The sequence below is a fragment of the Pseudoalteromonas arctica genome (assembly GCF_012927645.1).
In the GTDB taxonomy this organism is placed as follows: Bacteria; Pseudomonadota; Gammaproteobacteria; order Enterobacterales; family Alteromonadaceae; genus Pseudoalteromonas; species Pseudoalteromonas arctica_A.
This window is the reverse complement of record NZ_JABBMT010000033.1, coordinates 19887-37827: the sequence shown is the minus strand read 5'-3', so window position 1 is coordinate 37827 and position 17941 is coordinate 19887. Positions and strand designations below refer to the sequence as shown.

At 40.1% G+C, this 17941-nt stretch carries 17 protein-coding genes and 1 rRNA gene; all 18 read right to left on the bottom strand.

All coding sequences use genetic code 11. From position 1 onward, the window contains the following. Window positions 1-72 (bottom strand): 16S ribosomal RNA (locus tag HHO47_RS16040); the annotation flags it as partial. A 611-nt stretch (window positions 73-683) separates the two neighbouring features. Continuing rightward, entirely contained in the window at window positions 684-2504 is a 1821-nt protein-coding gene (locus HHO47_RS16035; RefSeq protein ID WP_169021207.1) for a choice-of-anchor I family protein, read from the bottom strand. Between the two features lie 86 nt (window positions 2505-2590). Continuing rightward, entirely contained in the window at window positions 2591-3949 is a 1359-nt protein-coding gene (gene glmU, locus HHO47_RS16030) for a bifunctional UDP-N-acetylglucosamine diphosphorylase/glucosamine-1-phosphate N-acetyltransferase GlmU (protein ID WP_169021206.1), read from the bottom strand. A gap of 351 nt (window positions 3950-4300) precedes the next feature. Further along, on the bottom strand, window positions 4301-4723 hold the full coding sequence (locus HHO47_RS16025; protein WP_169021205.1) for a F0F1 ATP synthase subunit epsilon: 423 nt from the start codon (window positions 4721-4723) through the stop codon (window positions 4301-4303). 13 nt (window positions 4724-4736) lie between these two features. Continuing rightward, on the bottom strand, window positions 4737-6122 hold the full coding sequence (gene atpD / locus HHO47_RS16020; RefSeq protein WP_145241681.1) for a F0F1 ATP synthase subunit beta: 1386 nt from the start codon (window positions 6120-6122) through the stop codon (window positions 4737-4739). A gap of 33 nt (window positions 6123-6155) precedes the next feature. After that, entirely contained in the window at window positions 6156-7016 is an 861-nt protein-coding gene (atpG, locus tag HHO47_RS16015) for a F0F1 ATP synthase subunit gamma (RefSeq protein WP_145241683.1), read from the bottom strand. A 60-nt stretch (window positions 7017-7076) separates the two neighbouring features. Next, on the bottom strand, window positions 7077-8618 hold the full coding sequence (atpA, locus tag HHO47_RS16010; protein WP_145241685.1) for a F0F1 ATP synthase subunit alpha: 1542 nt from the start codon (window positions 8616-8618) through the stop codon (window positions 7077-7079). Window positions 8619-8632: 14 nt separating this feature from the next. Further along, window positions 8633-9166: a F0F1 ATP synthase subunit delta gene (atpH, locus tag HHO47_RS16005; RefSeq protein WP_169021204.1), complete on the bottom strand. Its 534-nt coding sequence runs from the start codon at window positions 9164-9166 to the stop codon at window positions 8633-8635. A 15-nt stretch (window positions 9167-9181) separates the two neighbouring features. After that, a complete protein-coding gene (atpF, locus tag HHO47_RS16000; protein WP_169021203.1) occupies window positions 9182-9652 on the bottom strand; it encodes a F0F1 ATP synthase subunit B in 471 nt (156 codons plus the stop codon). A gap of 52 nt (window positions 9653-9704) precedes the next feature. Beyond that, window positions 9705-9938 carry a F0F1 ATP synthase subunit C gene (gene atpE, locus HHO47_RS15995; RefSeq protein ID WP_009838908.1) on the bottom strand — a complete coding sequence of 78 codons (234 nt, stop codon included), beginning with the start codon at window positions 9936-9938 and terminating at the stop codon, window positions 9705-9707. A gap of 68 nt (window positions 9939-10006) precedes the next feature. Next, window positions 10007-10849: a F0F1 ATP synthase subunit A gene (gene atpB, locus HHO47_RS15990; RefSeq protein WP_145241691.1), complete on the bottom strand. Its 843-nt coding sequence runs from the start codon at window positions 10847-10849 to the stop codon at window positions 10007-10009. Between the two features lie 15 nt (window positions 10850-10864). After that, window positions 10865-11245: an ATP synthase subunit I gene (locus HHO47_RS15985; RefSeq protein ID WP_169021202.1), complete on the bottom strand. Its 381-nt coding sequence runs from the start codon at window positions 11243-11245 to the stop codon at window positions 10865-10867. A 142-nt stretch (window positions 11246-11387) separates the two neighbouring features. After that, window positions 11388-12305 carry a ParB/RepB/Spo0J family partition protein gene (locus HHO47_RS15980; RefSeq protein WP_169021201.1) on the bottom strand — a complete coding sequence of 306 codons (918 nt, stop codon included), beginning with the start codon at window positions 12303-12305 and terminating at the stop codon, window positions 11388-11390. Between the two features lie 16 nt (window positions 12306-12321). Then, the gene (locus HHO47_RS15975; RefSeq protein ID WP_145241697.1) at window positions 12322-13107 is read right to left on the bottom strand and encodes a ParA family protein; all 786 of its coding nucleotides are present in this window, start codon (window positions 13105-13107) and stop codon (window positions 12322-12324) included. Window positions 13108-13121: 14 nt separating this feature from the next. Beyond that, the gene (rsmG, locus tag HHO47_RS15970; RefSeq protein WP_169021200.1) at window positions 13122-13742 is read right to left on the bottom strand and encodes a 16S rRNA (guanine(527)-N(7))-methyltransferase RsmG; all 621 of its coding nucleotides are present in this window, start codon (window positions 13740-13742) and stop codon (window positions 13122-13124) included. A 15-nt stretch (window positions 13743-13757) separates the two neighbouring features. After that, window positions 13758-15647 carry a tRNA uridine-5-carboxymethylaminomethyl(34) synthesis enzyme MnmG gene (gene mnmG, locus HHO47_RS15965; protein ID WP_169021199.1) on the bottom strand — a complete coding sequence of 630 codons (1890 nt, stop codon included), beginning with the start codon at window positions 15645-15647 and terminating at the stop codon, window positions 13758-13760. 428 nt (window positions 15648-16075) lie between these two features. After that, window positions 16076-16525 (bottom strand): flavodoxin domain-containing protein, encoded by a 450-nt coding sequence (locus HHO47_RS15960; protein WP_169021198.1) that lies wholly within the window; start codon window positions 16523-16525, stop codon window positions 16076-16078. Window positions 16526-17165: 640 nt separating this feature from the next. Further along, window positions 17166-17927, bottom strand: a complete 762-nt coding sequence (locus tag HHO47_RS15955; RefSeq protein WP_169021197.1) for an isocitrate lyase/PEP mutase family protein — start codon at window positions 17925-17927, stop codon at window positions 17166-17168. Between the last annotated feature and the right edge of the window lie 14 nt (window positions 17928-17941).

Genomic DNA, 17941 nt, shown 5'->3' with positions numbered 1-17941 from the left:
TTACCGCTCGACTTGCATGTGTTAGGCCTGCCGCCAGCGTTCAATCTGAGCCATGATCAAACTCTTCAATTAAAAAGTTTTATGTCTTTCGACAGCTCAATGAATTCTGAATTTATTTAATATCTTTTGATATTGAATTGACTGTGCTGCAATTCCTACCTAAGTAGTTATTGCTGTTGGTCACTCAGTTTCAATTGAGACTCTAAATTTGTTTGCCTAACTTAGTAAACTAAGCTTGGCTGTTAGAACTCAATCTGCACGAGTGCCCACACAGATGATTGCTTTATATTGTTAAAGAACGTTGCGATTAAAGCGTTAAACTTTATCTCGCTAGGGCTGCGTATATTACGCCTTCCTATTTTTTTGTCAACACTTAATTTTCAGTTTCTTCTAAAAGATTTGAAAGCTAAGTTTTACTCGACTTACTTACCGTTTGTTTAGCGCTTTTCATTGCTGCCTGCCGGGTCAGTGGATGCGCATTATAGGGATATTCTGGAGAGGGTCAATGCTTTATTTCAGTTTTATTAAATTAATTCCAATTTAGTACAATAACCATACAAACAAAGGACTGTAGAGCTGTTTTTGATTAAAATTCATTCACACAAGGCATGATTGCAAGAGGGGGAGGAAGTAAAAGCGATTTATAGATAACTGCTAATCGCTTTTACATAACACTTTATTAATTACTGAGTTGCTATTTCCCATACGGCAATTGAGCCTGAGATTTCATTACCTACTATGAGCAGTGCTTCGTTTGTTGCACTTTGCGCTGCAGGAACAAATGTCATTCCTTCAGGAGCAAGGTCGCCACTTATATCTGCACTTGGTTCTAAACCACGATTATAGAAGTAATCTTGAAATTTCACATCGTAAGGGTTGGTTATATCAAACACTATTATTGTGCCCATACGCTCTAAGCCAACAAAGGCAAATAGCCTATCGCCAACCTTACCTAATGTTAGCGCTTCAGGTTCTGCACCTTTATCATCTGAGCGTGTATCGCCTTTGTTTTCATCTTCGTTATTATTGAATGCATTGCCATGAACAGAAGCGGTTACTCGTGCAATTTGATCGCCTGAGTCAAACACCACCAGCCCATTGCTATCCCAAATAGTAAATGAGCGTGCGCCATAGGCATAAAGTGATTCGTATTGGCCATCGTTATTTTTATCACCTTTTACTGTTGTAACTTTTAGACGGCCAATGTCGTTATCATCGTTATTTAAGTAATCGAAATTGGCTGCGAGAGTTAGATCTTCTACTCGGCTTTCATCTATATATGCCAAACACCCATCTTTAGCGTCATAATCAAGGCCACCCTTGGCTATACAATCAGCTTCATCGCTGGCATCAAAAAAGTATTCGCGTGCATCACCCTCATTGGCAGATACAATAAAGTTGGCTTCTTTCCAGCTAAAACTTGCAATTGTATCTGGCTGATACATGCCATATAAACCAGGGTATGATTTAAAGTTAACACCACCGTCTTTGTCTGAAGCGTCAAATTGTAAGTTTGACCAATCTTTAAAACCCAACCCTTTTAGCTCAAGGGAATTATTTTCAAGGTTAATAATTGCAAGACCATTATTTTCTTGAATCGATACATAAGCGTATTTATTGTCTTTAGAAATGCTTACATATTCAGGCTCTAGATCCATTGCTACAGTGGTATTTATTAAGTTGCCATTTATAGTGCGCCCTGTTGGATTTACAAATACCAAACCTTTTGCTTCAAGTTCTGCTTGCTGGTTGTTATAAGAGGCAAAGCCAATACTGGTAGCTGTATCTTCTATTACACCATTTACGACATTGATGATACTAATTGAACCTTCTGGATCAATACTGTAGTCACCGCTTGGTTCACCTTCATTTGCAACAACTACTTTTGCACCATCGTGGCTAAATGTAACCATGTCAGGTAAAAAACCTGCTGTAACGTTTTTAATAAACTCAGGACTATCCCCACTAATGTCGTAAAACGCTATTTTGCCCATTTCTCCAATGTTCTTTGCTGCCATAGCGACTGCAAGTAACTCATTATTAGAATCAATGGCGATGCTATTTGCATCTCCAGGAGTATTTTCGTTTAGAGAAAGAGCAATTGCAGTAGTTAAGTTTGTTGACGTTACAATGCCTTTGTTGTTTTTAACCAGTGCTGCGGTATCAAAGGTGTCAGCTGGAATAATATTGACCACAGCGGCATTACCTGAACTGTTAATTGCGTATATCCACTTTTTTGATTTTTGATACGCCACAATTTCAGCAGCCCCTTCAGGGCTTTGTGCATTGAGTACCGCACGGCCAACTAGATTTATATTAAGGCTTGAATTTGCATCTACGCCATCATTCCCGTCTATACCATCTATGCCGTCCGTACCATTAATTCCTAGAGTTCCTTGTGCACCAGCTTCACCTTGCACACCGTTAACCCCATCGTCTCCATCAATAGAGCAGCCTGTGAGTACCGATAGGATTGATAGCGCAAGTATTGTTCTTCGTAACATTGTTATTTCCTTAGAATTGTAATTGATTAAAGATCAACACATAGGAATGACAACAATATGGCATTTTTTAAATTGAACAAACTTAGTTACTTTTTAACAGGCCGTTTCCAACCATCTAGGTTTCGCTGTTTTGAACGCGCGATTGCTAGTTGTTCATCTTCAACGGTGCTAGTGATCACAGAACCCGCACCAATGGTAGCCGTTGCGCCAATATTAACTGGAGCAACTAATGATGAATTAGAGCCAATAAATGAATTATCACCAATAATAGTTTTTGATTTATTCACACCATCATAGTTACAGGTAATAGTGCCTGCACCAATATTAACTTTTTCACCAATTTCCGCATCGCCTAAGTAAGAAAGATGATTTGCTTTAGAGCCTTTGCCTAAACGGGTTTTTTTCATCTCTACAAAGTTACCAATGTGCGAGTCTTCTTCCATAATGGCACCTGGGCGCAGGCGAGCATAAGGACCTAAAGTACACTTATCGGCTACGCTAGCATCCTCAATTAAGGTATTGGCTTTAATAATTACATTATCGCCAATAGTACAATTTTTAAGTACACAGTTAGGGCCAATTTCAACGTTATTACCAATTGTCACTTTACCTTCAAAGATAACGTTCACATCAATTAGTACATCTTCACCAGTTGTCACTTCGCCACGTACATCAATGCGAGCAGGATCGGCAAGCGTTGCACCATTAAGCATTAACTGTTCGGCTTGCCATGCTTGATAAGCACGCTCAAGGCCTGCAAGTTGTACGCGGTTATTTGCGCCTTCAACTTCCATTGGGTGATCTGGTTGTGCTGAGCTGATCTCAACACCTTCACTGTGCGCCATGGCGACTATATCTGTGAGGTAGTATTCACCTTGCGCGTTTTCGTTAGATAAGTTGCCTAACAAGCTTTTCAGCAGTTTACCATTTACAGCCATGATGCCAGTGTTTACTTCGTTAATAAGTAATTGCTCTGCGCTTGCATCTTTTTGCTCAACAATACCCACTAGCTTGCCATCAACACGTAACATACGGCCATAACCATTAGGGTTAGCTAAATTAACAGTAAGCACGGCTAAGCCGTTTTTAGGTGTAACAGCCAATAAACGCTCAAGGGTTGATTGCTTTGTCAGTGGTACGTCACCGTATAAAACCAATACAGTGTCTTCATCATTAATATGTGGGTTTGCTTGTGCCACTGCATGGCCAGTACCAAGCTGTTCGGCTTGCAGCACCCAGTTTACGTTATTATCGGCAAGTTGTTGTTGTAATAATTCGCCGCCATGACCATAAACTAAGTTAGTGGTTGTTGCACCTAATGCCATCGCATTATCAATAACATGCTGTACCATTGGTTTACCTGCAACTTTGTGCAGAACTTTAGGTAGAGCAGAGCGCATACGAGTACCTTTACCCGCAGCAAGAATAACAGTAGTAAGTGACATTAAAACAATATCCTTTTTTCGTTGTTTTATCGAAATGAGTAAGCGCGTGTAAATTCAAAAAAGATTACGTAAGTCACATCATGTGCACATACTCAGCGTGTAAACTAACACCGCACACTGAATCTAAGCTGAAACTACAAATAGCTTTATTATTGCCATATTGTAACGGGGATTGATGGAGGATATAAGTAAAAACATAGGTTATTAACTGTTAATGCAAGTTAAATTAATTTACATCGCCTGTTTCATATGATGACAACGCAGTCATATATTTAGTTTTTCATTGTATTATCAATAATAAAAGGCACAAAAAAGCCCACATAAAGTGGGCTTTTTGAAAACCAGATAGGCTTACTTTTTACGTAATTGCTGAATAACGCGTAGCTGTGCAATTGCTTCTGCAAGTTGTACTGCTGCTTGTTGATAATCTAATTCAGCGGCTGAAGAATTCGCCATTTGCGCTTCAGCTTCACGTTTAGCTGCTTCTGTTGCTTGTTCGTCAAGGTCTTCACCACGAACCGCTACATCGGCCAAAATAATCACTATGTTTGGTTGCACTTCTAGAGTACCACCAGCAACATACATTACATCTTCGTGACCAAATTGCTTTACTAAACGTACCATACCAGGTTTAAGGGCAGTCAATAGTGGCGCATGTCCTGGGTTTACACCTAGTTCACCTTCACTACCGCTTACTTGAATCGATTCAACCAGACCAGAGAATAACTTCTGCTCTGCGCTTACTACGTCAAGATGTACAGTCATAGCTGCCATACTACCCTCCTAATTACATGTTTTTGGCTTTTTCTTGAGCTTCTTCGATAGAGCCAACCATGTAGAACGCTTGCTCTGGCATATCATCAAATTCACCGTTTAAGATGCCTTTGAAGCCAGCAATTGTGTCTTTAAGTGACACGTATTTACCCGGCGATCCTGTGAAAACCTCTGCCACGAAGAATGGCTGAGATAGGAAACGTTGGATTTTACGTGCACGAGATACAAGTTGCTTATCTTCGTCAGAAAGCTCGTCCATACCTAGGATTGCAATGATGTCTTTAAGTTCTTTGTAACGCTGAAGAACTGTCTGAACGCCACGTGCTGTATCGTAGTGCTCTTGACCAATTACTAATGGATCAAGTTGACGTGAAGATGAATCAAGAGGGTCTACCGCTGGGTAGATACCAAGTGACGCAATATCACGCGAAAGTACTACTGTTGCATCTAAGTGAGCAAACGTTGTTGCTGGAGATGGATCCGTTAAATCATCCGCAGGTACGTATACCGCTTGGATTGAAGTGATTGAACCCGTCTTAGTAGATGCGATACGCTCTTGCAGTACCCCCATTTCTTCAGCAAGTGTAGGCTGGTAACCTACCGCTGATGGCATACGACCAAGAAGTGCAGATACTTCAGTACCAGCAAGTGTGTAACGGTAGATGTTATCTACGAAGAAAAGTACGTCACGACCTTCGTCACGGAACTTTTCAGCCATAGTAAGACCTGTTAACGCTACGCGCAAACGGTTACCTGGAGGCTCGTTCATCTGACCGTATACAAGCGATACTTTATCAAGTACGTTTGAATCGTTCATTTCATGGTAGAAATCGTTACCCTCACGAGTACGCTCACCAACACCTGCGAATACTGAGTAGCCGCTGTGCTCGATTGCGATGTTACGAATAAGTTCCATCATGTTTACGGTTTTACCAACACCGGCACCACCGAATAAACCAACTTTACCACCCTTAGCGAACGGACATACAAGGTCGATTACCTTGATACCAGTTTCTAAAAGTTCTACCGAACTTGATTGCTCTTCGTATGAAGGCGCTGCACGGTGAATAGACATACGGTCTTCTTCGCCGATTGGACCAGCTTCATCGATTGGCTCACCAAGTACGTTCATGATACGACCAAGCGTTGCTTTACCAACTGGAACTTGAATCGCTTCACCTGTGTTTGATACTAATGCACCACGGCGTAAACCGTCAGTAGTACCTAGTGCGATAGTACGTACCACACCGCCACCTAGCTGTTGTTGAACTTCTAGAGTCAAACCTGCTAAATCGCCATCTGTTATTTTTAACGCGTCATATACGGCTGGCACGCTGTCTTGTGAAAATTCAATATCCACAACGGCGCCGATAATTTGGACGACCTTACCTAAACTCATGTCTATTCCTCTCGTTAATCTTTGCCCGAAGCATTAAACTGCTGCTGAACCAGAACAAATCTCACTAATTTCTTGTGTGATTGCCGCTTGGCGAGCCTTGTTATAAACAAGCTGTAACTCATCCATAAGGTCGCCGGCGTTATCAGTTGCAGCTTTCATTGCAACCATACGGGCGGCCTGTTCAGAGGCAGCATTTTCAACTACACCTTGGTATACTTGAGATTCCACAAAACGCACCATTAATGTATCCAAAATTGCTTTTGGATCTGGTTCGTAAATGTAATCCCAACGGTGTGCAAGTTCTTTGCTTTCGTCTTTTGGCAAAGGCAACAACTGATCGATTGTTGGCTCTTGCTTCATGGTATTTACAAACTTGTTGTAAACCACATACAAGCGGTCTAATTTGCCTTCATTGAATGCTTCTAGCATTACTTTTACCGGACCAATTACGTCGGTAATAGAAGGCGCATCGCCTAACCCTGATTTTTTGGCAAGTACTGTTCCACCAAAACGATTAAAGAAAGTGCCGGCTTTTGAGCCCATAACTGCGAAATCTGCAGAAACACCTTTTTCTTTCCACGCTTTAATATCTAAAGATACTTTCTTAAACTCGTTAGAGTTTAAGCCACCACATAAACCACGGTCGGTAGAAATGACGATATAACCAACGCGCTTGACCTCACGCTCTTCCATATATGGATGGCGATATTCAAGGTTAGCATTAGCAACATGACCGATCACTTTGCGTAAATTTTCAGCGTACGGACGGCTTGAAGCCACTCGTTCCTGTGCCTTTTTCATTTTAGACGCAGCAACCATTTCCATAGCGCTAGTGATCTTTTGAGTATTTTTAATACTCCCGATCTTGCTTTTAATCTCTTTTCCGCTGGCCATGACTCTTTCTCCGAATCAAGGTGTGCTTTAGCGAACTAAAGCGCACCATTTATAACTAAATTACCAAGTTTGCGTAGATTTAAACTTCTCTAGAAGTTCTTTAAGCTGCGCTTCGATCTCGGCGTTGTAGTTACCAGTTTCATTGATTTGAGCCATAAGCTCTGCGTATGTGCTGTTTGCATAAGAAAGTAACCCAGCTTCGAAATCCATGATTTTAACGATTTCGATATCTTGAAGGTAACCTTTCTCAGCTGCAAATAACGACAAAGACATTTCAGCAACAGACATTGGTGCGTACTGTTTCTGCTTCATTAGCTCTGTTACACGCTCACCATGCTCAAGTTGAGCACGAGTTGCATCATCAAGGTCAGACGCGAACTGCGAGAATGCAGCTAATTCACGATACTGAGCTAGGGCTAGACGAATACCGCCACCTAGTTTCTTAACGATTTTAGTTTGTGCAGCACCACCAACACGCGATACCGAGATACCAGCATTTACTGCCGGACGGATACCTGAGTTGAATAAGTCAGTTTCTAAGAAGATCTGACCATCGGTGATAGAGATAACGTTAGTCGGTACGAACGCAGAAACGTCGCCGCCTTGAGTTTCAATGATTGGCAATGCCGTCAATGAACCTGTTTTACCTTTCACTTCACCATTGGTGAACTTTTCAACGTACTCAGCGTTTACACGCGATGCACGCTCAAGAAGACGAGAGTGAAGATAGAATACGTCACCTGGGTATGCTTCACGACCTGGTGGACGCTTAAGTAGCAATGAGATTTGACGGTAAGCAACTGCTTGCTTAGATAAATCATCATATACGATTAATGCGTTTTCACCACGGTCACGGAAGTATTCACCCATAGTACAGCCCGCGAACGGTGCTAAGTACTGAAGTGCCGCAGACTCAGAAGCAGATGCTACAACTACGATAGTATTTGCTAATGCACCGTGCTCTTCTAATTTACGTACTACGTTAGCAATAGTAGATGCTTTTTGACCAATCGCTACGTACACACACTTAACGCCTGTGTCTTTTTGATTGATGATTGCATCGATTGCTAGTGCAGTTTTACCTGTTTGACGGTCACCGATCACAAGTTCACGTTGACCACGACCCACTGGGATCATCGCATCGATAGATTTATAACCAGTTTGTACTGGCTCATCTACTGATTTACGTTCGATTACACCCGGTGCAATTTTTTCTACAGGTTCAAAACCGTCGTTATCTAAAGCGCCTTTACCGTCGATAGGTGCACCTAGCGTGTTTACAACACGACCAAGTAAACCAGCACCAACAGGAACTTCTAAGATACGACCAGTTGTGTATACTTTTACGCCTTCTGTAAGGTCAGCGTATGGACCCATTACTACTGCACCAATTGAGTCACGCTCAAGGTTTAGTGCGATAGCATAACGGTTGCCTGGAAGCTCAATCATTTCACCTTGCATACAGTCAGCAAGACCGTGGATGCGAATGATACCGTCAGTAACAGATACGATTGTACCTTCGTTACGAGCTTCACTTACAACTTCGAACTTCTCAATACGTTGTTTGATCAGATCAGAAATTTCAGTGGAATTAAGTTGCATGCTCTTCTTCCCAATTACGATTGTAGTGTAGTGGCTAAACGGTTTAATTTACCGCGAACAGTGCCGTCGATTACTGTGTCTCCTGCCTTAATCATAAGGCCACCAACAAGTGATTCGTCAACACTACAATTCAGCTTAACTTTGCGTGCGAAACGTTTTTCAAGTGCCGCTACCAGTGTTTCTTGCTGCGCTGCAGCAAGGGTTGTTGCAGAGGTGATGTCAACATCAATCTCTTTATCGTAATCTGCTTTAAAAGCAGAAAACAATTGTGCAACAGCTGGTAGGGCGGTCAAACGTCCATTTTCAGCCATCACCTTTACAAGGTTTTGACCGTATTCGTTGAGTTGCTCTGCACAAACAGAAATAACAATTTCGGATTGCTTATCAGCAGAGGCGCTTCCAGTTAAAAATTGAGCGACTTGTTCATTTTTCGCCACTTCTGAAGCAAAAAACAACATATCATTCCAACTCTCAACTACGCCTTTTTCAACGGCAAATTCAAAGGCCGCTTTAGCGTATGGGCGAGCGATTGTAGTCAATTCAGACATGCTCAGACCCTCCTATTAAAGCTCAGCTACAAGTTTTTCAACAATGTCGCTGTGCGCGGCTTCATTGATTTCGCGCTCTAGAATCTTCTGTGCGCCGATAACCGCTAAAGTAGCAACTTGCTTACGCAGTTCTTCTTTAACACGGTTACGCTCGGCTTCAATTTCAGAATGACCTTGAGCAATGATGTTTTCGCGCTCCTCGTGACCACGAGATGTCTCTTCGTCTACGATTTGCGTTGCACGCTTCTTAGCTTGCTCGATGATTTCAGCAGCTTGTGATTTAGCTTCTTTAAGTTCTGCAGTTGCTTTTTTACGAGCAAGTTCAAGATCTTTTTCAGCTTTATCAGAGGCCGCTAAACCATCTTCAATTTTTTTCTGGCGAGCTTCAATAGCACCGTTAAGTGGTGGCCACACAAACTTCATGCAGAACCAAACAAAAACGATAAATGCTATTAATTCGCCGAGTAGAGTAAGGTTTAAACTCACAACCACTCCTCCTTAGTCAATAGTTGATCGCGGATAAAGTATTTTTTCAATATTAAAGTGCGAACAACATGTATAGACCAATACCTACACCGATCATCGCGATAGCATCGATAAGACCCGCTACGATGAACATTTTAACTTGTAGTTGTGGTGCAAGCTCAGGTTGACGAGCAGCAGACTCAAGGAATTTACCACCTAAGTTACCAAAACCGATAGCAGTACCTAAAGCACCAAAACCGATAAGTAACGCTACAGCGATATATTTAAGACCTAGTACGATTTCCATTGTTTTCTCCGATTAATTTTCAAAGTTTAAAGTTTAAGTAAAAAAATCTTTATTGAACTGACGTCTGATTAATGATCAGTTGACGCCATGCTCAGGTATACAATTGTTAGCATCATGAAGATAAATGCTTGCAATACGATTACGAGAATGTGGAACACAGCCCATACGAAGTGCAGTGGTAATTGGAATAAGCCAATCGCTGCAATCAGAATGAAGATCAATTCACCTGCGTATAAGTTACCAAATAAACGTAGTGCCAATGAGATTGGCTTAGCAAACAAGGTTACTAGCTCTAGTAACAAGTTTACTGGAATAAATAGTGCTTGAACCACAGGGTTCTTAACGTTAAACGGTTGTAATGTAAGTTCTTTAACAAAACCCATAACACCTTTAACGCGAATCGAATAAAAGATGATAAGTGCAAATACACCTAAACCCATTGCTAACGTTAAGTTAAGATCGGTTGTAGGTACTACTTTCATATAAGTATGCGATTGACCGCTTGAAATAACATCCCAAGACTCACCACTAATCAATGCCGCAGCAGTTGGTAGGAAGTCAACAGGTATTAAATCCATCAAGTTCATCAAGAATACCCAGACAAAAATTGTCAGAGCAAGAGGGGCAATTAGTTTACTTTTACCGTGAAAAGTATCTTTCACATTAGAGTCAACGAATTCTACGACCATCTCGATAAAGCACTGAAATTTACCAGGAACACCAAGCGTTGCTTTATTTGCAGCGCGCTTGAAGATCCATAGAAAGATCAATCCTAAACCGATAGACCATGCGAGGGTATCGACATTAAGTACCATCCACCAATTGTTAGGGTCGTCGGATAGACGCACCTGACCGTTGGTTAGGTGGTGCTTGATGTAACCCGTTAGAGTTAGCTCTTCACCTGCAGCCATGTTATATCCCAAAAGTTAATGATTAAAAAAAACTGGCGCAAACAATCCAACGAACATCACTAATATAAAACTACAAAAAAATGGCAAAAAGATTACCGGATACAGTTTAAATATCAGCGCAAACAAAAAGATTGTTAGCAAAAATTTTAATCCGTTGCCGCGTTTAAACGAGGCAAACACTTGTTTTGCTTTACTAGCACCCATATAACGGAATGCATAGATAACAAATACAAAATTAGGGAGTACCGCTACAGTGCCTCCAGCGATAGCTGAAAGACTGGCATCTACTCCCCAACCAACAAAAATGATCACAGCAGCAACTAATGCTACAACACCCTGAAGACATATTAATTTTAATGCGGCAAGCCGATATGGCCTCGCTAACTTATTTATCACGTTTAGTTAACCTTAGTGGCAATCTAATTGTCAGGGCATGAAAACTGGCGAAATTATACTGATTCCTACCAGTTTTGCAACTTGAGTCGGTGTATTGTGGTGCAAAATTGCGAAGAATGTCTCTTTTTGGACATGATATTTATTAATGCTCGGAATTCTCTGCATTTATACGGCTTAAAATTCCATCTAACTCTGCTAAGTTAGTATACGAAATAACTAAGTTTCCTTTGCCTTTTTTGTTGTAGTTAATTTCAACTTTAGCACCCAAGTTTTCGGCTAATTGTTGTTCTAACTGTTTGACATCTGGATCTTTTTCTAAAATTTCTTTTTTAGGGGAGGGTTCAATAATTGAACGAACTAATTTTTCTGTTTCGCGTACAGTTAAAGCCTTTGCTACAGCCAGTCGAGCAGCATCAGATTGTGCTTCACCTTCAAGGGCTAATAAACAACGTGCATGACCCATTTCAATATCACCATGTTCCAACAATATTTTAACATCATCATTAAGATTATTTAGTCGTAACAAATTAGTTACCGTCGTGCGTGATTTGCCTACGGCATCGGCCACTTGTTGATGAGTTAATTCAAACTCAGTTAACAAACGATGCAATGCAACTGCTTCTTCCATGGCATTTAGATCTTCACGTTGAATATTTTCAATCAATGCGATGGCCACAGCAGCTTCATCAGGCACATTTTTAATGATACATGGTACTACGTCTAGCTTAGCTATTTGTGCAGCACGCCAGCGACGTTCACCAGCAATAATCTCATAACTGTTTTCTGCTACTGGACGAACTACAATTGGCTGAATAATTCCTTGCGATCGAATTGAGCTTGCTAGCTCTTCAAGCGCTTCTTCGGACATGTCTTTACGTGGCTGATATTTACCTGAGTGTAAAAACTCAATCGGTAGCTTTTGTAGTTCACTACTGGTTGGCTGAACAATTACATCCTGCTCACTCACGTTGGGTTGTTCAGTGCGGGCACTCGGTGCTGGTTTTGACGAGCTTAATAAAGCATCGAGTCCTCGGCCTAAACCGCGTTTTTTAGCAGACATGTTCTTTTACCTCAAGTTAGGCGACGATTGGGGATATTTTTTCTTTTCTGCGTAACATTTCACCGGCAAGTGCTAAATACGCTTTAGCGCCACTTGATGCCCGGTCATAATACATTGCGGGTGCACCAAAACTCGGCGCTTCAGCTAAACGTACATTACGTGGGATCACGGTGCGGTATACTTTATCGCCAAAATGCTGTTTAAGCTGCTCAGATACATCATTGGCCAAACGATTACGCGGATCGTACATAGTGCGTAAAATCCCTTCAATCTGTAGTTTTGGATTAACTAACTTGGCTAATTGTGTAATGGTGTCCATTAATGCGGTTAAGCCTTCAAGCGCATAATATTCACATTGCATAGGCACTAAAATTGAATCCGCGGCCGCCATTGCATTCACCGTAAGCATGTTCAGTGATGGTGGGCAGTCGATAAAAATAAATTCATATTGATCAGATATTTTTTCAAGGGCATTACGTAGTCGTACTTCTCGAGCATAAAGCTCCATTAGTTTAACTTCTGCGGCGGTAACATCACCATTAGCAGCAATTAAATGATATTCACCAGAGGTTTCTTTAGTAACAACTTCTTCAATTGGTTTATCTTCGATTAATAAATCATAAATTGTTGCCACATCGCCGTATTTGTCTACGCCGCTGCCCATGGTTGCATTGCCTTGCGGATCGAGATCAATAAGCAACACTTTACGTTTAGTTGCAGCCATTGATGCCGCGAGATTAACTGCTGTGGTGGTTTTACCCACACCACCTTTTTGGTTTGCTATTGCGATGACTTTTGCCACAGTTTCTCTGATCCCTAGTCTTTAGAAAGAATAATTAAATGTCTTTGCGCATCTAATTTTGGTACTTCCAAGGTGATTTTTTGCTCGAACTTAACACCTACAGGTAAAGATTCTAGTTCTTCACTTGGAAATACGCCTTTTAAGGCAATAAATTTACCTGAATGATCAATCAAGTGCGAACACCAGTCAACCATATCTTGTAAAGATGCAAAAGCACGACTTAATACACCATCTAATTTAACACTTGGTTGATAATCTTCAACTCTAGACTGCACCGGGGTTACATTTTTCAGACCTAGCTCATGTTTTACCTGCATTAAAAAACGCACGCGTTTACCTAAACTATCTAATAAAATAAATTGTGTATCAGGTAATGCAATAGCTAATACGATACCCGGAAGACCAGGACCCGTACCAACATCAATATAATGATGACCGGGTAGGTGAGGTGCAACAACTAAGCTATCCATAATATGCTTAATCATCATATCCTCAGGTAAACGCACTGAGGTTAAATTATAAGCTTTGTTCCATTTATTGAGTAACTCAACATATTGAACCAATTGTTGCTGTTGTTTTTCAGTTAGCGCAATATCAGTTTGCGCTAACAAAGTAGTTAATTGTTGCTGTAACACAGTATTCCTTAATAACTACGCAATTTTACGTAGTAAGCCTTGCTTCTTCAGATAAACTAATAATAGCGAAATAGCAGCAGGCGTGATACCTGAAATACGTGATGCTTGACCGATTGTATCAGGACGCGCCTCAGTTAATTTAGCAACCACTTCATTTGATAAACCCGATACGATCGAGTAATCATAATCTTTAGGCAAAATAGTTAACTCATGACGAAGTTGCTTATTGATCTCTTCTTGTTGACGCGCAATATAACCTGCGTACTTAGTGTGGATCTCAACTTGCTCTAACGCTGTTGCATGCTCAAACTCAGATCCTAATCCTTCGATCGCCATTAGATCGTTATAACGGATCTCAGGGCGACGTAATAATTCTTCTAAACTTGCTTCTCGGGTTAATGGTGTTTTAAGTAAGCCATTAACTTGATCAATTACAGCGTGATCTTTATGGATCCACGTTTCTTTGATCCGTTGTGATTCTTTGCCAATAATATCCATTTTTTCATTAAATGCTTGCCAACGATCATCGTTAATTAAACCAAGTTCGCGACCTTTTGCGGTTAAGCGAATATCCGCATTATCTTCACGTAATAATAAACGGTATTCAGCACGACTCGTAAACATACGGTACGGCTCTTTAGTACCTAGCGTAGTTAAATCGTCGATTAATACACCTATATAAGCTTCATCACGGCGTGGTGTCCAAGACTCTTTACCTTGCACTTGCAATGCTGCATTCATACCTGCAATTAAGCCTTGTGCACCGGCTTCTTCATAGCCTGTAGTGCCATTGATTTGTCCAGCAAAGAATAAACCATCAATGAACTTGGTTTCTAATGATTTCTTTAAGTCGCGCGGATCAAAAAAGTCGTACTCAATAGCATAGCCTGGACGGCAAATATGTGCATTTTCAAAGCCAGTGATTGATTGCACAATCTCTAATTGCACATCAAATGGCAAACTAGTTGAAATACCATTCGGATAAAGCTCATAAGATGTCAGGCCTTCAGGCTCAACAAAAATTTGATGTTTGTCTTTATCTGCAAAGCGAACAATTTTATCTTCAATAGAAGGGCAGTAACGTGGACCAATCCCTTCAATCACACCAGAATACATTGGTGAACGATGTAAATTATTACGGATCACATCATGAGTTTTTTCATTTGTGTAAGTAATATAACAATTGATCTGTTGTGGATGATCCGTTTGCTTACCCATAAATGAAAATACCGGTGTTGGTGCATCACCTGGTTGTTCTTGCATTTTACTAAAATCGACGGTTCGTGCATCAATACGTGGTGGCGTGCCAGTTTTTAAGCGATCAACACGAAATGGTAATTCACGTAAACGATTTGCTAATGCAATTGAAGGAGGATCACCAGCGCGACCACCTTTAAAGTTTTCTAAGCCAATATGAATTTGCCCACCAAGGAAAGTGCCTACGGTTAATACCACCGAAGGTGCACTAAAACGCAGTCCCATTTGAGTAACAACACCAGTTACTTTATTATTTTCAACAATTAGATCATCACATGATTGCTGAAAGATCTTTAAGTTATCTTGGTGTTGTAAAATATCTTGAATAGCAGCTTTATATAAAGCGCGATCTGCTTGTGCACGAGTAGCTCTTACTGCAGGTCCCTTTGAAGAATTTAAAGTACGGAACTGAATACCCCCTTTATCAATCGCTTGAGCCATTGCACCACCTAGTGCATCAATTTCTTTAACCAAATGACCTTTGCCAATACCACCAATTGCTGGGTTACATGACATCTGACCAAGGGTATCCATATTGTGAGTTAGCAGTAGCGTATTCATACCCATACGTGCAGCAGCTAACGCAGCTTCTGTACCTGCATGTCCACCACCAACAACAATAACATCAAAATTTTCGTGAAAAATCATTTCGGGATCCTACTTAATCAACCAGCAAACTTTCAAGGGGGAGCGTATTCTACCTATAAATTTACAGAAGATAAATGATTAAACTCTCGCCAAAATCTAAGTAAATGATCTCTAATAATATAAAGGATCTTTTAAAGAGATCTTTTATTACTGTTACTACTACTGAGCATAATTTCTGTTGATAAGGCTTAGTTTACTTATTAAAACATAAAGTTAGATCGGATCTAAAGGTGTTTATATGATCGGATCTAACTGATTATAAGCTCTGATCAAAAAGGCTCTTTATACACAGGGGGGATTGGATCAGATCTTATCCAATGGATAACATAGTCTTAAAACGCAGTTAGATCATAGCTTATCCACAATCTGATCTAAATACTCAGTAAATTGTGGGTAACTTTAAGTTTGGATCTAAACTGTGATCTTAATTAAATACGGTTTATTTGCTCGATCCAGCTTGGTAACCAAGCTAATGCGGTGTCTTCTGGTAGTTCTTTATCAAGAATATTCAACTCTAAGCGATCTGCTATACAGTGCGCGCCTTTACTTACTAAAAGTTGTTCTAGATTACGACCTGCGAGGTTATAGGTATCATAACTGGTGTCACCTAAACCAATAACACTAAACTTTAATCCTTTTAAATCATTGATTTTATTAATATCTTCAACAAAGGATAAAAGGTTTTCAGGGTAATCGCCAGCACCATAAGTAGAAGTACACAATAGCCAGATAGTATTTTCTTGGTTTATCTGTGAAAAGTTAGGTTGATCATGAACTTCTGTAGTGATCCCTTGAGTAACTAACTGCTCTGCTAGTTGCTCACCTACATACTCAGCAGATCCCATTTGGCTACCTATAATGATATTAACGGAGTTCATAATTCTATTTGATCACACAACTGCTTACTTATGGGCTTATGATAACTGAGTTTACTCTGCAGTAAAGCCTTGAATGGAAGTTTGTATAAGTATTTAACGTGCAATTTTTGATGTTTTTTATTTTAATGATGTAATTTACTGATATACATAAATAAAATAAATTATTCCAATATGTAATCTTCTGATAAAGCTGTTGATAAAAAGTGGTAAAGCTGGGTAGTAAAAATATAAGATCTTATTTTTGTTATACTAAGTTATTGATTTTATGTTTTATGAGCGGTGAAATTTCATTTCATTAAGAGTTTTAAAACGGCTGATCAGAATGTGGATAGATCGCCTGTTGATAACGATCTTTTTTGCTGTAAATTAATTTTCAGAAAGTTAAAAATTATTTTAAAAAGGGTGCAGATTGGAAAATAAACAGCAATAAACGACGATTTAGCGGGTTTATTGTACTGCTCTTAGCTAGTTTGATTTAACAAATAACGTGTTTCTTATCGATCGTTTTGTGAAAAATGAGCAAAAAAGCCCAAATTGTGGATAACAATTTGAGCTCGCATAGATCAATTTTCAAATATGCTGTTATTTATGCCACTAATTTCGATTTTAATTTTGTTTAATTAGCTTTGAAAAACCATTGTTAGAATAAATGATCGCAATTTTTTGTGCATTTAAAGGTACAGCCAGCCGTTAAAATAAAGCTTTTTGTTGCATCAAACAGGGCATTACCAAGCGAAAATCGCTGTACACCTTGCGCAAATAACATGCGAGAATTACTTACAGAGTCGTCAGCCATTATATTAAGTGGCACATTAAGTGAAGTTGTTATTTGCTGGATCGCAGCTAGATCCGTTAATCCAGGAATGAAAATACCATCAACGCCGGCTGTTTGGTAAGCCAAAACTCTGGTTATTGTCGGGTCAATTTGAGCTGTTTGTAGGAAGCAATCTGTTCGCGCATTAATAAATAATTGCGAAAATCCATGCCTGTTTAATGTGTTTTTAATGGCTGTTAGGATCGCTATTTGCTGTTCTTGAATACGTAATTTTCCTGTTACTTTATCTGAATCTTCAATATTAATACCGACAACACCTAATTCAGCCACGGCTAAAACATGCTGACAAATGATGTTTACGTCATTACTGTAGCCAGATTCAATGTCGATCGAAATAGGAATATTAACAGCATTTATGATTGGTTTTAGCTGATTTAGAAACTCCTCAAATGAGCATTGTTCGCCATCTTCTTGACCCCGCGCTTGCGCCATTCCCCAGCTAGTTGTTGCGATAGCACAAAAGCCCGCTTGAGATAATAATCGAGCACTAAGTGGATCCCACGCATTTGGGAGTATAAACGGTTGATCTTGCGTATGTAATTGATGAAAGGTTTGGTATTTGTTCATAATGATCTCTAAAG